Annotated in this window: 14 protein-coding genes; 5 read left to right on the forward strand and 9 right to left on the reverse strand. The window is 41.6% G+C overall.

The features are described 5' to 3' along the window. Positions 1-12: 12 nt before the first annotated feature. Positions 13-678 (reverse strand): HAD family hydrolase, encoded by a 666-nt coding sequence (locus tag AC20OE_RS12035; RefSeq protein WP_041089572.1) that lies wholly within the window; start codon positions 676-678, stop codon positions 13-15. A gap of 310 nt (positions 679-988) precedes the next feature. Beyond that, positions 989-1,336, reverse strand: a complete 348-nt coding sequence (locus AC20OE_RS12040; RefSeq protein ID WP_099663086.1) for a DUF5365 family protein — start codon at positions 1,334-1,336, stop codon at positions 989-991. 109 nt (positions 1,337-1,445) lie between these two features. Between AC20OE_RS12040 and AC20OE_RS12045 the strand changes: the two genes are divergently transcribed. Beyond that, complete coding sequence (locus tag AC20OE_RS12045) at positions 1,446-2,354, forward strand: RluA family pseudouridine synthase (RefSeq protein ID WP_487268883.1); 909 nt, start codon at positions 1,446-1,448, stop codon at positions 2,352-2,354. A 37-nt stretch (positions 2,355-2,391) separates the two neighbouring features. On the opposite strand, the gene AC20OE_RS12050 is transcribed toward AC20OE_RS12045, so the two are convergent. The 3 genes from AC20OE_RS12050 to AC20OE_RS12060 form a co-directional block, all read right to left on the reverse strand. Next, on the reverse strand, positions 2,392-2,958 hold the full coding sequence (locus AC20OE_RS12050; RefSeq protein ID WP_041089565.1) for a class D sortase: 567 nt from the start codon (positions 2,956-2,958) through the stop codon (positions 2,392-2,394). A gap of 46 nt (positions 2,959-3,004) precedes the next feature. Further along, positions 3,005-5,908 carry a 5'-nucleotidase C-terminal domain-containing protein gene (locus tag AC20OE_RS12055; protein ID WP_487268884.1) on the reverse strand — a complete coding sequence of 968 codons (2,904 nt, stop codon included), beginning with the start codon at positions 5,906-5,908 and terminating at the stop codon, positions 3,005-3,007. An 87-nt stretch (positions 5,909-5,995) separates the two neighbouring features. Continuing rightward, the gene (locus AC20OE_RS12060; RefSeq protein ID WP_212043258.1) at positions 5,996-9,376 is read right to left on the reverse strand and encodes a CheR family methyltransferase; all 3,381 of its coding nucleotides are present in this window, start codon (positions 9,374-9,376) and stop codon (positions 5,996-5,998) included. Positions 9,377-9,520: 144 nt separating this feature from the next. Here AC20OE_RS12060 and AC20OE_RS12065 point away from each other — a divergent pair, with 144 nt between their 5' ends. After that, positions 9,521-10,165: a spore coat protein gene (locus AC20OE_RS12065; protein ID WP_041089559.1), complete on the forward strand. Its 645-nt coding sequence runs from the start codon at positions 9,521-9,523 to the stop codon at positions 10,163-10,165. 26 nt (positions 10,166-10,191) lie between these two features. Here the strand turns inward: AC20OE_RS12065 and AC20OE_RS12070 are convergent, their stop codons facing one another. Both AC20OE_RS12070 and AC20OE_RS12075 read right to left on the reverse strand, forming a co-directional pair. Next, the gene (locus AC20OE_RS12070) at positions 10,192-11,067 is read right to left on the reverse strand and encodes a hypothetical protein (protein ID WP_487268885.1); all 876 of its coding nucleotides are present in this window, start codon (positions 11,065-11,067) and stop codon (positions 10,192-10,194) included. A gap of 156 nt (positions 11,068-11,223) precedes the next feature. Next, a complete protein-coding gene (locus AC20OE_RS12075) occupies positions 11,224-11,730 on the reverse strand; it encodes a YhcN/YlaJ family sporulation lipoprotein (protein ID WP_034282294.1) in 507 nt (168 codons plus the stop codon). 151 nt (positions 11,731-11,881) lie between these two features. On the opposite strand from AC20OE_RS12075, the gene AC20OE_RS12080 reads away from it, so the two are divergent. After that, positions 11,882-12,280: a spore coat protein gene (locus tag AC20OE_RS12080; protein ID WP_099663082.1), complete on the forward strand. Its 399-nt coding sequence runs from the start codon at positions 11,882-11,884 to the stop codon at positions 12,278-12,280. A gap of 34 nt (positions 12,281-12,314) precedes the next feature. Here AC20OE_RS12080 and AC20OE_RS12085 read toward each other — a convergent pair whose 3' ends face one another. Further along, positions 12,315-12,695, reverse strand: a complete 381-nt coding sequence (locus AC20OE_RS12085; protein WP_099663081.1) for a hypothetical protein — start codon at positions 12,693-12,695, stop codon at positions 12,315-12,317. A gap of 97 nt (positions 12,696-12,792) precedes the next feature. On the opposite strand from AC20OE_RS12085, the gene AC20OE_RS12090 reads away from it, so the two are divergent. Both AC20OE_RS12090 and cspB read left to right on the forward strand, forming a co-directional pair. Continuing rightward, on the forward strand, positions 12,793-13,884 hold the full coding sequence (locus AC20OE_RS12090; RefSeq protein WP_058838762.1) for a diguanylate cyclase: 1,092 nt from the start codon (positions 12,793-12,795) through the stop codon (positions 13,882-13,884). A 211-nt stretch (positions 13,885-14,095) separates the two neighbouring features. Next, on the forward strand, positions 14,096-14,296 hold the full coding sequence (gene cspB, locus AC20OE_RS12095) for a cold shock-like protein CspB (RefSeq protein ID WP_008349061.1): 201 nt from the start codon (positions 14,096-14,098) through the stop codon (positions 14,294-14,296). Between the two features lie 112 nt (positions 14,297-14,408). Here the strand turns inward: cspB and AC20OE_RS12100 are convergent, their stop codons facing one another. Next, a complete protein-coding gene (locus AC20OE_RS12100) occupies positions 14,409-14,768 on the reverse strand; it encodes a hypothetical protein (protein WP_058838761.1) in 360 nt (119 codons plus the stop codon). Positions 14,769-14,770 lie beyond the last annotated feature (2 nt).

Raw genomic sequence — 14,770 nt, forward strand, 5'->3', positions numbered from 1 at the left:
GTTTTTGCCCCCTTACTGATCCTCTTTTTCAAGCTGATGGAATAGCTGGAGCAATTCGATTTCAGCCATGGATTCTAATCTCACATCGTATTCTTCAAATTGCAGCGTGCTCGTCACTTTATTTGGGACGATGACGCATTTCATGCCTGCCCGTTTGGCAGCCACTGATCCATTCACTGAATCCTCAAAAGCGACACAATCCTTTGGCTCTACACCTAAGCAGCTTGCGGTTTGCAAATAAAGCTCTGGATGAGGTTTGACTTCTTCCACATCATCTGACGTACGGATACATTCAAAGTAATCAAAAAGACCAATTTGCTTCAGGTGATCAGACACCCATTTATAGTCTGAGCTGGAAGCAAGTCCAATCTTGATCCCAAGCTCCTTCGCTGCCTGTAAATAAGCTTCTACGCCAGGTCGTGCTGATTCATCCTTCATTCTCTTTTGAAAACGAGAACGCCGGTCCGCTGTGAGTGCCTCATGATCGAGCGTCTTTCCTAGCTGCTTTTCCAAGTATTCAAACGGCTTAAAGCCTGCCTGCGTCCCGATGACGTTGCCCCATACGGAAAGAGGCAGCTCCGACTCATGCTCCGCAAACATTTCTTGTAAAACTTCATATTCATGTGTTTCTGTATCTAAAATTAATCCGTCAAAATCAAATATAATCGCCTTTACCAACGAGGCCACTCCTTTTTTTTACGAAAGTCTTTAATATGATACTCAATGCTATCATATCGTGAATAAAATTGACTTTCAAAGATGAATGTCTGCTAAAATAATTATGTATAAAAGGAGCCTGTACCATTTTGTCAGGCTCCTACCCGTGTTCGGTTCATTCTGCAAGAGGTCCAAGCGCTCCGATTCGTGGAGAAATAGGCAATGTTGAAAAAGAGCGGGTTTGGTATTACAGATCTAAAGGTTTCTCCGTTCCCTTAAAAATAGTATGTGCGGCAGCCGTGTAAGTTAACAAGGAAGTTCACACCAACTTTTACGCATTTTGAAGGCGTCGGCTGGCAAAATCGTCTAAATCAAACGGAAAAGAAAAGCCGCATGCATTGACCTGCTCACGGTTTCGCTCGAATAGCTCACGATCACACTTTGTAATATGGCGTTTAGGTTTTACAATAATGGTATGTAATAGCTGAAGTCCCGATAAAATACGAAAAGCATCGTCCATCGTTCCGTTATAAACCCCTTCAACAAAGGTTAGCGGGCGTTCTTTTTGAGGCGCAGCTGGGTCTTCGCCGACAGCATGGGATAGAAGATCTTCAACATCCTTTGATATTTCTTCAATTGCCTGCTCTTGCAGGTCTGTAGCAGCTTTCATTATTCTCACGTGACATCTACCTCTCTGTCGTTATTTCTCCATTCAGAATAGCACAGAAAAAAAGGCGTTCGCCAAGGTAAGTGTTTCCTATATATACCCAAAGAGAGGAACGGATATCATGAACATTCAAGGACACACGCTCTCGCTAAAAGTAGGTGAGCAGCATCAAGATACTTCACTGAGTCAGTTTTTAAAAACAGCCGTGTCGGCTTCAAAGCCGATTATCCATTTTTGGATGGAGCAGCAAAAAGTACGTTTAAATCAAAAGCCTGCCCATCACGCGGCAAAAGTCAGTGCAGGTGATCACATACTGATCGATTTATTTGAAACGGAAGAAAGTGATGTGACGCCAGAATATGGTGAATTAGAGGTGCTATTTGAGGACGAGCACTTATTGATTGTACAAAAACCCGCTGGACGACCGACGCACCCGAATGAAAAGGGACAAACGGGCACACTGGCAAACCTTGTGGCCTTTCATTTTCAAGCAAATGGCGAGGAAAAGCGAGTGAGACATATTCACAGACTCGATCAAGACACAAGCGGCACGGTCATTTTTGCTAAACACAGATTAGCTCATGCTGTGCTTGATCAAATGCTTTCTAAAAAAACGATCAGCCGAACCTACATCGCCATCGCAGAAGGACTTTTCAAGAAAAAGAAAGGCACTATTGATGCAGCGATTGGCCGTGACAAGCATCATGCCGTCAGACGAAGAATCTCTCCTACTGGTCAAAGTGCTGTCACTCACTTTCAGGTCATGGACAGTAATAAACGTCTGCAAATGACAGCCGTCAAGCTGCAACTAGAGACTGGAAGAACACATCAAATTCGAGTCCATCTTAGCAGTCTCGGGCACCCTTTAGCCGGAGATACACTTTATGGCGGAGCTCGTCATCATATCAACAGATGCGCTCTCCATGCCAAACAAGTAGACATGACACATCCTTTTACAGGTGAGCACCTGAGCATAGAAGCACCGCTTCCTCTAGATATGTCTCAGCTCATGGACGAAATCATCCATTAAAAAAAGAGCCTGCTGATCAAATGCAGGCTCTTTTTATTTAGACAGATGCTCTTTTTGCATAAATAATGTACCGCTCTGGTGCATTGCCGACGAAATGAAATGGATAGCATGTCGTTAACACCAGCTCTTCCTTTTTATTCTGCAAAGTAATAATGGAAGTATCATGCTGATCCACGATTTTCGTATGTGTGATTTCATAAACAAACTCACCATACGGCACAGTGATTTTCAGCTGATCCCCAATATTCAGTTCACCTGTTCGGCGAAACACCGTGTCACGATGGCCAGATAGGACGATTTGTCCCTTCTGATCTGGGTAATAACTGCCTTTGTAATGCCCGACTCCTTTGGCAAGATCATCCGCATCTGTCCCTTCGACAATGGGAAGGTCTGCTTTTAATTTCGGAATCGTCAGGATGCCAGAGGCTTTCCCCACATCAGGAGAAAACTGCTTCTTTGACATCCCTTGATCGTCCGCTACCGCTTTCTTTGCATCTTCTAATGATTGTGCCGTTTGAAGGTGCGTAGAGGCGATTTGCCAAATTCCCCAGCCGAGCAAGACAATTCCTGCTGTCATCACAGTAAGTGCAAGCCACTTTTTCATGCTTAAACTCCTTTACCTGTTACATTTCTCTTAGATGATACGGTCATTAGCTTGCTGCTTTTTCTTCTTGTTTTGCTTTTTGAATGCGTCCCTCTTTTTGATACACAATGGAAGCTCCTTCAAAGCTCTTCACAAAAGCGACAGTGGCTTCTAAATCCTCTGGACCTGTTTCAGGATTTTTCCCCAGCCGTCCTATCGGTGCATATTTACTGCCAGTTGCAGTTGCCATAAAATTATTCACCGTGAGTGTATACGTTTGATCGAGCGCAACGGCTGAACCATCTGGAAGCTTTAAGTCGACTACTTTATATGTTACCGGATCATAGGAATATGAAAAGCCTGAAATGCTATAATCTGGTCCAAATTGAGGAGAAATTTGCGCTTCAATGATCTCAGCCAAGTCTTTCCCCTTAATCTCAAGTTTAACTAAAACGTTGCCAAAGGGCTGAATATTAAACAGATCTCCCCACGTAATCGGCCCTTTTTCAAGGTTTTGCCTGATCCCGCCGCCATTCATCATGGCAAAATCACTTTTCATAGAATATCTCATACCATCGGCAATCAAATTACCGAGCGGCGTGTCTCCATCATTTGAATAGCCGCCTTCCATTTTGACACCCGCTTCTCCAACTACCTCACTAATAATCGGCTCAACTTCTTTCCCGTAATGAGCCAAGATGCCGGCTGCTTCCTTGTCCTTTTCAATACCAGACTGGTCTACATACTGAATATTTGCACTCTTTTTGACAATATTCTTTGTTTTGCGGTCAAGTGTTACATTGACTTCGCCAATGGCCTTCCCATATTCAAAGGCTTGAACAATTAATTTCCCATTGACCTCTCCGTTTACGACTTCGTGATTATGCCCTGCAAAGATGACATCAATTTCATCATCGCCTTCTTTGGCAAGCTTCGCACTCTCTCCAGTGATGGTATCTCCATTTTGCGAGGCTGTCATATGAGCTAAAACCGCAATGGCCCTGATCCCTTTTTCTTTTAATTCCTTCGCAGCTTCATTTACCGCTTTAACTTCATCTGTAAACTGAATGTCTTTAATCCCTTCTGGCATGACCATTCCTGCGGCTGACTTTGTCACAACACCGATAAATGCTACAGGGATTCCTTCGACATCCATGATTTCATAAGCAGGTAAAAGTGGCTTACCTGTATCCTTGTATTCACAATTTGCACAAACGAGCGGAAAATTCTGTCCGTCATATCCCTTTGTGCCTTTAGGATGTTCTCCGCCATTTATGATCCGTAATAGCTCGTCCACCCCTTCATCAAATTCATGGTTGCCGACCGTGCCAACATCAAAGCCAATGTTCTCCATGAGTTCAACTGTTGGTTCATCTTGCAGAAGAGAAGATATTGGAGAGCTGCCGCCAATCATATCTCCAGCATGGACTGTGATCGTATTTTTGTTTGCTGCTTGTTTTTGTTTCATATAAGCCGCCACATAATCCATCCGTCCGTACGTTCCTTTATTGCCATCACCTTTCAGATCCAGTTCGTATTGTTGATCAATTTTCCCGTGTAAATCATTCATGCTTAAAATGGTTAATGGGACTTCCCCAGTTCCTTCTGCCGGCTGATAGCCAGCCTGTTCTGCTTCTTCTTTTGAAGCAAAAAAGATGCGTTTATCTACAGAAATTTCTTTCCAGCTGTCAGGCGATACGTACGTTTTCGCTGATGAATCACCGACGTAGCGTGTCAGTCCTTTTTTCTGTTCACGTGCTCTAAATTCAAACGGCTGTTCCAGCAGCGGATCTGCTTCATTCCAAATGCCAAGCCCTTTTTCTTTCGCCTCTTTGACAGCTTTTTGGAACGTCTGATAGTCCTTTTCATCTCCAACCGGCCAGATGAAATACGTAGGAGCATATCCTTTTTTCACAAGCTCTAAATTCGTATTGACCCCTTTTTTGGTTTTCACTTGAGCTAAAAGACGTCCATAGCCGTCCTTCGCTTCTGGACCAATCTTTAATGTGACTTTATCTCCGCTTGAAAGAAGTGTGTTTAAATAGTCCGCCGCCTTCTGTCCAAAACGCAGCTGATTTTGATCTAATTCATTTTTGGGCTTATGGTACGTTTCCGGCGTGTCCATATTCACAAAGCGCACCTTTGTTGTACCAAGCACAGGCTTCTTTAAATGAATCGTATCTCCATCCACCACCCGGTCAACCGTTGCCTCGTATTCTTTCTTGATTTTTGGCGGCTTTGGCTGGCGTTTCAGCAGGCTGACATCACCCTTGTGTCGTGGAAGCACCTGCAGCGTATCATACCTGCTTAACACTCCTGTAAACTCATACCACTTCCCTGTCTTCACTTCATCAATGGCACTTGTATCCACCATCACTCTAAGGGTGGTGCTGTGATATTTTTTATCAATGATCACCACATTGTATCCACCGCCAGCCGGCTGCTCTGGTTTTGATTCAACATAGCCCTTGACCTTCACAAGTTTTCCTTCATGTTTACGTGCCTGATCCATTTCTAGTTGTTTCACGGAGACTCGCTTCGGCTTTGGCAAGGCTTGATTCACACCATCGATCTTCAGGCGGTCTCGATCCGGCACAATTTCAATCAGTCCTTTATAAGACGTGATCTTCCCCGATACTGTCACCTTCATGCCCGCTTTTAGTTCTGGGAAGTTGTCAGGCTGTGCTGAATATATATTGATTCCAGCTGATTTGTCTTGAATGTACGTTGACAGTTTCCCATTGCCTATAGCAGATTGATCTGCTGTCACAATTCCGCTCACTGTCACTGTCTCTCCGATTAGCTGACGGGCTTTCTTGATTTTCATTGGCTTCTTTTGGTTCCATACCGTTTCCTTCTTTTCAGACGCACTGGCTTGTTCTGCTGTGATCATGCCAGGCAGTAAAGTTTGCAGACTAAAGATCACCAAAACCAAACAGCAGATCATTCGAATGGATCGAACACGTTTCATTAAACCTCTCCCCTTCCGAGCTTTATCTCTCATAGTGTACTAAGTAAATATTGATGGTAGATGGATTTCTTGTAAATCTTATGTCTGCTAGCTCATTGGAAACGTAATAATCACCCGTGTCCCCTCGAAGCTTTTGCTTTCAAAACGAATGCTGCCGCCATGGCTTTCAATGATTTTAATCGTCATCATTAAACCAAGGCCAGTCCCTTTTTCTTTCGTTGTATAAAAAGGTTCACCCAGTTTCCCTATTTCGTCTTCTGGTATGCCCTTACCTTGGTCTTCAAAGATCAGCATCATCTGATTATGTTCCAATACGGATGTGACCTGAATAACACCTGTCACACCATCCATCGCTTCAATACCGTTTTTAAGAATGTTTAAGAAGACTTGTTTCAGTTCATTCGGTATACCTTGAATGTTTGGCAGCGACGGAGACAAATTCTTTTGAATAGACACGCCTTTTAAAACCGCTTGTGATTCAACGACCATGATCACTTCTTCGAGCAGAAGATTGACTTGTACCGGCTCAAATTTCACCGATTTGCTTCTAGAGAGCACAAGGAATTCATTAATAATGGCTTCAAGCCGATTAAATTCAGACATCATCACATCTGCATAATCCTTCTGATATTTCTTACTTTGAATCATCAGCTGTAAAAATCCCTTTAACGACGTCAGCGGGTTCCTTATCTCATGGGCGATGCCGGCTGCAAGCTGACCTACTGCGGACAGCATCTCTGACTTCATCAGCATCTTCTCTGACTGCTTTTGATTCGTAATATCCTCTGAAATCCGCATCACGGTAGACTGCATTTTGTCAGGATCATCAATTCGATGTAAAGAGACCCTCTCCCATCGTTCACGACCTGATAAATCCTGAAAGTACAGCTCACCTGTCCAGCTGCCTTCTTTTAAACAAACGTCCCATTGCTTTTCTAAATCATCACATTGACACAGAGAATGGTAGACAGAAAAGATATCTTTGCCGATCAGGTCATATTCATGCTGCTGCACAAACTGGCAAAAACGCTGATTCACGCATTGGATGACCCCTTCCTCAGTTGCAACAACAATATGGATATGGCTATTATCCAGTGCTGTTACCGCTAGATGAAGTGACTGTTTGATTTTTGTCATTTCCGTCATTTTAATCCACGTCATCACCGCTCCCTCATGATCTTGGTCAAGGATAGGTGTGATGTGAACGGTGAATTGTTCTCCTTCATTCGTTTCAATTTCTCGTTCGATGACGCGCTTATCCGAGATAACGGATTGTATGTCATGATAGAGCGTTTCCTGCGTAAGTTTCTTAGCCATCGACTGAAAGGATTGCTGGTGCCTTATTTGAGCTGAAGTAAATAAAGAGGCAGCTGTAGGAGTGTAGTAGCGAATATTCATGTCTCGGTCCACAAACAACGTCGTAAGCTCCGGCTTGACAGAAGGTCTATACAGTTCTTCCCTTGTTACCCTTAAGTTGTTTATGATATTAATAAAATGATCGTGTTTTTTCTCAAGCTCCGCTATTTGCGTGTTTTTCGCTTTTAATTGAGCCCTTGCCTCCTGCTCTTTTTGTTTGACTTCATTTAGTTCATTTTCTAAGTCGACAATACGCTGTTGATAGACTGAATTCTGATCTGACATCCCATTTTCCCTGCTGTTCTTTTGATTTTTTCCTCTCTCATTCATTCGAATAAGAATGACGTATACTCCTTTAAAACGGCGATCAAAACTCTTTACAGTAAAATCCGCATACTGCTTTTTTCCTTTTTCCGAAATGAGAACATGCTGAAACACAACCTCTGTCTCGTCAGTCCATACCTTTTGAAAGGTTTGACTTAACATCTCTTTCAAATATTTAGGTGTCACATATTCGCATGATTGATCTGACACTTCTACATGGTCTAAGAAAGAATAGGCCCCATTTGACATTGCCAGGATCTTGTTACAATCATTAATGACTATACATGCATCATAATCCTCGCTTACATCCTTCATATATTGTGCAGCTCGTTTTTTCAACTCGACATCACGAGCGTCATGTACCCAAGGGACACTAGGTGCAGGAACGTTGGAATGGGTGTAAATGTTCCACTTCTCATTGAACAATTGAAACAATCGAGGGATATTGGGGACAGTTTCATTTGGCCCTAAAATCAACACCCCTTGATCTTTTAAAGCATATTGGAATCGGGATAATACTCGTTTTTGCACTTCTGGCTCAAAGTACATCAGAACATTTCGGCAACTGATAAAATCGAGGTGGATAAAAGGTGAATCAATCAATAAATTGTGAGGAGCAAAAACAATATGTTTCCTAAGCGACTGCTTCACAATAAAAGCGTCACCTTTCTTTTCGAAATATCGCGCCCGCCATTTTTCCGGTATGCTTGCCATAGATTCTCTCGAATAAAGACCTTTACTAGCTATTTGAATGGCTTTTCGGTTGATATCTGTCGCAAAGACTTGAAGTTCAATGGACACATCTCTTCGCTTCATTTCTTCTAAAAATAAAATTGTAAAAGAATAAGCTTCTTCCCCTGTCGAACATCCCGCAACCCAAATTCGGCATCGAGATTTCCCGTTGTTCATCGAATGGTCAATGATTGACGGTATTACCTTCTGTTCACATACTCGAAAAGCCTCCATATCTCTAAAGAAAGTAGTCGTGCCGCTTAGGAGCTGAGCGTGCAGGCGGTCAAGCTCATCTGGTTCTCTTTCTAATAAACGATCGTACTCTGATAATAATGACATCGGCTCGTTTGCAGTGCGCATACGCTTTTGAATGACAGAAAGCAGCCTTTTCTTTTCATAGGCTGAAAAGGCAATCCCTTTATACATTTCAAGACGTTCAATGATTCTTAGTAAAGCTGGATCCATCTCATCAGCATGCGGAACATTGATGATATTGGCCATATATGCCGCAAGAGTGGATGGATTTTTGAATGTGTGATGATACATACTGTCAAAACCACTCTCTACCTCACTGCACGATAAGGCTGTTCCGCCTTGCTCAACCAACTGAAGCAACCCACTCCCCACACAATGACCTTTTTGAAAAAAGATCGCAAACGCCTCTTCCTTTTGAACACTGGCAAGTGACTTAAAAAGCGAGTTGACAGAGCATGCCTTGTTTGTTGGCAGCTGCTCAGATACATGAAGCCGGTGATCTTCCGTTAACGTCACAGCTGCATGCTGCGGACAAAAATAGATCGTCTTTTTCATGACTTTCTCACCATGTTTAATCGTTTTTGCCCGGTAGCCAATCGGTAAAACAAGTGCTTCCAAATCTGTTATACAATCGCCTGTCACATGATTTTGCACAACAATAAAAGAGGCATTTAAATCATGTGGTAATGATTGAAAAAAAGCCTCAAGATGATGCTGTTCAAACGGCGAAACACCGATGCCGATCACTGGTGTCTGCACATGTTCGTCTTCTATCAAACGATTAATGATTTTGTCCTGCATCTGGTACCCCCATGTTCATTCGTCTGATACTTTTTTTCGACAAAAAGAAAGAAAACCCTCTAATTGTAAATAATGTTTTTTGCATGAAAACGTGAAAACATCCTCACATTAAAACAGAGTGTATAAACAGAAGGAGGAATCTCAATGCAAAACGATCAGCAGCCAATGTTTCAAGGAAGCGCTCAGCAGCCTGAGCTCAACCATGGCGGGCATGAGTTATTCGATTTACATGAAATTTTAGCCGGCACGATTAATATTTTGGATCAATATATGATCTTGCGGCAATTTATTCAAGATCCTGCATTATCCGACATCCTGGATCGACAATATCAATTCGTTTTATCCCAGTACAATGTCACTGTAGATTGTTTTTCTACAGGCCAAAAGCCTAGTGAAGAAACCGCTACTTATATGATGAAAGAACACACTCAAGTGACATACGGAATCAAACCTTCTCAGCCGAAGAAGCCGAACCAGTCACTACAGGATGTAAAAGACTTAGGCATCACAGGACACATGCTCAGCCTAGTCAAATCACACGCCGGGTTACTTTCAATGTCAGCATTAGAAGTAACAAACCCTGTTGTCAGACGTGTGCTTGCTGCGCAGATTCCGAACTTTATCGAAATGGCGTATGAAATTTTCTTGTATCAAAATAAGCATGGCTACTATCAAGTTCCTCAGCTTTCCAAACAAGACATGACCGCCATGACGTCAGCTTTTGCACCGCTTCAGGGGCAGGTTCAAATGCCTCCTAGTAAGGCCGATCAACAAAAGCCTCTTCATTAAGAAAAACGGCTGACCCCCTTCTTTGGTCAGCCGTTTTTTCTTTGGTACATGACTTTAAACTGATCTTCAAAATCTGTGAGCCTCTTCCCCGTCGCCTGTTCAAAGCCGCTAGCAAATTGGCCCGTTTTCGCAGTTTCCTCTATGATTTCATGTATGACGCCTCGTCCGCAAAGCTGCAACAGCTCATAGATCATATAATAGCTTTGTAAATATACATCTGTCTCATACGTCACCCGGGAATTCTGCCAGTCTTGATCAGAATGAAGAGATTGAAAAGGAATCACGTCGAAGCGTTCAGACGTAGCATTTAACACGTCATAGGCCGTCCATTCTGCTGTTCCTTCGTGGAACCAAAGCGGAAACATTCCTGGAGACACTTCATATGAATGGACCTTTTCATAGAAAACAAAATGAGCATACTCATGAATAAACAACGTATTGAAAAAGTATAAAGGCAGTGTCTCTTTCTTCAATAATGCTTCCCGTTTATCTGGATATAACCCAATCATTTGATCATGATCAGAGTAAAATCCAGTAATATGCTTGATCCCTGCCATTTGTTCGATCGACTCTTTATCATCAAAATAAATAACGTCTAAAGGTCTGTCAGCTTCAAATTGAAACACTGACGCTGTCCTCTTCTCTGCCTGTTTCAAAGCCTCTATTGTCAGATCAACAAAAGCTTCCTCTTCCTCTGCATAGTAGATTCGAATATGTTCATAGACTTGCTTATTGAGTCCCTCCGTTATAATCGTTTTAGGAGAAGACTGCTGCTCTAAATATTGTCCTGTCAGCTGAAACGCAACATAAATCAAGTACGCGGTGAAAGCATAAAAAATCAGACCTGCTGCAATCATTCCGCCTACAAGTTTTTTATGAATCAATGACGGCTTGGCTTTCATTTGCTCCCCACCCGAATTCATCCTGCACCCTCTTTCTCTTTCTATGAAGAAACAAAGATCAACAAGAGGTGATATATTTTTTACTTTATGCAGTCAGGTACGCGAGGTGCGGTTCCAAACAAAAAAGCCGCATATGACATACGGCTTTTGTCGTAGCTATTTTGATTCAGGGAAGACACGTCTAACCGTTTCAGTAAATTCATCGAAGAATCCTGAAATTGGCTCTCCGCTTTTAATACGTTTTCCGTAACCTTGCATACGATCGACAAAGTCTGGATTAGCAGATACATACACGTTGTCGATTTGTTGATCCGTTGATTTGACTTTGTCTGAAATTTTCTTTTTCAGATCGTCCGTCACATCACCGCTTTTATTGCCTTCAAGCACAACGGCTACAAATGCATTTTTTCCAGTGACAAGCACGTTCGCTGTTTTCACTTCAGACATATTCGCTACAAGCTCTGACGCCTTATCTGCCACTTTGACCTTCTGAGGTGTTTGAACATCTGGCTGATCCTGTCTCATGTTGTCATTCTTATATGTGACATTTTCATATTGCCTTTTCATTGTTCCTCTACGCTCATCGCCTTGATTGTTCATTCCACACCCAGCGGTGATTAATGTTGGCACGAGCAGTAAAGATAGCATCCATTTCTTATTCATCAATTATTCCCTCCTTTTGCTCATAGGTTTTTCATCCAGCCGGCTTTTTATGCACACATCCTCTGTTTTCGTAAAATGAATTCATAATTCAGCTGGGTTTGGTCATCCTAAACATGATGAAGAATCATCACGACCAAATGGAGGGATTCGTTTGTTTAAAAAAAGAAAAGGTATGAGCACTGGCGCAATGATCGCAGTATCAACAGCTATCATTGCATTATTCTCCCCAGTTTTACGAAGAAGGCTGAAAAGCATGACACAAATGAATATGTCTTCAATGAATAAAGGCACAAACCATCAGCACCAAAACTCATCTCGCCATGAGTCCCACTCACATAAAGAATCAAAAGGAACAGGTGAAGTTGGACAAATGATCAAGCAAGCATTCACAGCTGTCCAGCCAAATCAAACAAACCAGCACCAATCACCAACAAGAACCCATCAGCCAAGAGAGTCTTATGCGCAATCTCTTCACATTGATGAAAATGTGATGAATGTGATGGATGATGAATCAATCCAGCAAGTCATCAATGACATCGAGCACAAATAATAAAACAGGAGCCTTCATAAAAAGAGGCTCCTGTTTATTCTCCAGAAAAATGTTCTTTGACCATGAGACAAAAGGAAGGTGAAAATGAGATTTCGATTGTTGTGAGGAAGTCGTCATGATGCTCTAATATCAGCAAAAGCTCCTTTTCTTCCTTCCGATCTTTTTTTATCTCTACATGCTGCACTGTTTTAAAATCATATATGCCTAAAACGGATTCGGTCTTTTTTCGAACGACCTTTAAGGTAAATTCCCGCATAGCAAGCGACATGCCCACAACAAATCGCTCCTCCTGATTCTCGAACCGAAACGTCAAATCTTGATATTCAACCGGCATTTCTTTTTCAAATCCGGCATCTGGCATTTTTTCAAAAAAAGAAAGCCAGTCCGTTTGATCTGGAAAGCGTTTTCCTCGCATTTTCTTCAATTCCTCTTCATTAAAATTTTTATTAATTATCCTTTTTACCCTTTTCTTTTGCAACAAATTTTAGTAATTTTAAAAAGGTGATTCTATTTTGCTAAGAGACCTCTTTATTAATTTAACAATTCTTGTTACTTTCCATTATTTATTTATGCTTGTGTTTAAAGAGAATTTTCTAAAAAAAGAAGATACCTTGCTCAGACAAATATGCAAAGGCATGCTTTCTGGGTTACTCGGTGTCCTTTTAATGTTCTTCTCTATTAAAACAGGACCAGCGATCATCGATTTAAGACATATTCCCCTTATTTTAACGGCCTTTTATGGAGGCATCGCCCAAACAATGATTGCAGCCTTTGTTGTCGTCATTGGCCGATTATTAATTGAAGCCAACATCGCTTCTTCCATCAATATTTTTTCCATGATGTTTATCGCAGCCTCTTCTTTTTTGATTGCAGAGCGTCATATGAATCATGTTGTGAAAATGCTGTTATCCATTACGATTGGTAATGTGATGGCCACAAGCCTGTTTATCATGGTCGTGCATGAGACATCATTTCAACTGCATTCTACTTATTGGATTTTCTCATATATTGCTGGATTGTTTAATTTTTATGTCATTGAGCATCAAACAAAAGCATATCAGCTGTTAAATTTGTATAAATTCCAAGCTCATTATGACTTTTTAACAGGTGTTTTAAATAAACGGAAGTTCGATGAGGTATTAAGTGATGCTTTTACTAAGAAGTTGAAGCAGCCTATCCATCAAATGTCCCTTATTTACCTAGACATCGATTACTTCAAAACCATTAATGATCAATATGGGCATCATGAGGGAGATATCGTTTTAAAAGAAATTGGTACAAGGCTGATTAAAAACACAAGAAGCTCTGATTATATTGGGCGGATTGGCGGTGAAGAATTCGCTGTCCTTCTTCCAAACTGTACAATTGAAAAAACATGGCAGATTGCAGAACGCTTACGAAAAAAAATAGCAGATCAGCCGATTTATTTAAAAAACGGTCTGTCCATTCATACTACAGTATCAATCGGATGTGCTTATTCTCATGGAACTAGTGCAGACATTAAGCAATTACCGATTATAGCTGATCAGGAGCTCTATAAAGCGAAGGAGTCCGGCCGAAATCAAGTGAGCTTTTCAGAGAGAAAAAAAGACCATTTGACATAGGCATTTTCCTCAATTTGTTAGCGCTAATTATTTTTAAAAAAGTTTTCGTATAACAGTTGTTTTTTCCCGCAAACACTGGTAAAGTAAAGGTAATTATTTTTGTTCGTATCATCTTTAAGAAGAAAGTTTTGTAAGAGTTTTCGTCTTTGAAGTTTGTGTAAGAGCAAGAATAGTGAATTTAAGCGTTAAGATCGCTTTAGGAGGAAATTTCATGTTAGAAGGTAAAGTAAAATGGTTCAACTCTGAAAAAGGTTTCGGATTCATCGAAGTAGAAGGTCAAGACGATGTATTCGTTCACTTCTCTGCTATCCAAGGCGAAGGCTTCAAAACTTTAGAAGAAGGTCAATCAGTTTCTTTCGAAATCGTTGAAGGTAACCGTGGACCACAAGCTGCTAACGTTAACAAAGCGTAATTTAAGAGCATCTGCTCTTTTAGCACTTTATAGAGTGAAGGAAAACCGCCCGGCTTTTGCCGGCGGTTTTTTTGTTGCATAAAAAAGAGAACCTGATGAGAGGTTCTCTTTTTTATTTGTCCTTCTGCTTTAGCTTTTGCAAAGCAGAACGATACATATCATCATTCATTTTAGTTTCTGGTTCTTCTTCTTTGACAGGTGGTTCTGGCTGTTTAAACTTTTGAAGCGCCTGTCTATAGAAATCGTCGCCAGCCGCAGCATCATCTGTTTGAGAAGGCTCTGACGCTTTTTTTTCAACTTCAGGCTCTACAGGTCTCGCAACAGCTTCTGGCTCGCTATGCGGCACGTCAGGCTGATTGGAGACATCTTCTTTGATCTCTTCCTTATCGGCCGATGCGTGTCTGACATTGAACGCTACTAATCCAATAATGACTAGAACAGCAGCTACTAACGCTACAATAATCGTCGCCAAAA

It is taken from the genome of Bacillus sp. SRI_025 (assembly GCF_057592095.1).

What these genes read in the sequence shown, in the direction of transcription:
- AC20OE_RS12045 (WP_487268883.1), top strand. Translation starts at nt 1,446, where the DNA reads ATGAACATTCAAGGACACACGCTCTCGCTAAAAGTAGGTGAGCAGCAT.
- AC20OE_RS12050 (WP_041089565.1), bottom strand. Translation starts at nt 2,958, where the DNA reads ATGAAAAAGTGGCTTGCACTTACTGTGATGACAGCAGGAATTGTCTTG.
- AC20OE_RS12055 (WP_487268884.1), bottom strand. Translation starts at nt 5,908, where the DNA reads ATGAAACGTGTTCGATCCATTCGAATGATCTGCTGTTTGGTTTTGGTG.
- AC20OE_RS12060 (WP_212043258.1), bottom strand. Translation starts at nt 9,376, where the DNA reads ATGCAGGACAAAATCATTAATCGTTTGATAGAAGACGAACATGTGCAG.
- AC20OE_RS12065 (WP_041089559.1), top strand. Translation starts at nt 9,521, where the DNA reads ATGCAAAACGATCAGCAGCCAATGTTTCAAGGAAGCGCTCAGCAGCCT.
- AC20OE_RS12070 (WP_487268885.1), bottom strand. Translation starts at nt 11,067, where the DNA reads ATGAAAGCCAAGCCGTCATTGATTCATAAAAAACTTGTAGGCGGAATG.
- AC20OE_RS12075 (WP_034282294.1), bottom strand. Translation starts at nt 11,730, where the DNA reads ATGAATAAGAAATGGATGCTATCTTTACTGCTCGTGCCAACATTAATC.
- AC20OE_RS12085 (WP_099663081.1), bottom strand. Translation starts at nt 12,695, where the DNA reads ATGCGAGGAAAACGCTTTCCAGATCAAACGGACTGGCTTTCTTTTTTT.
- cspB (WP_008349061.1), top strand. Translation starts at nt 14,096, where the DNA reads ATGTTAGAAGGTAAAGTAAAATGGTTCAACTCTGAAAAAGGTTTCGGA.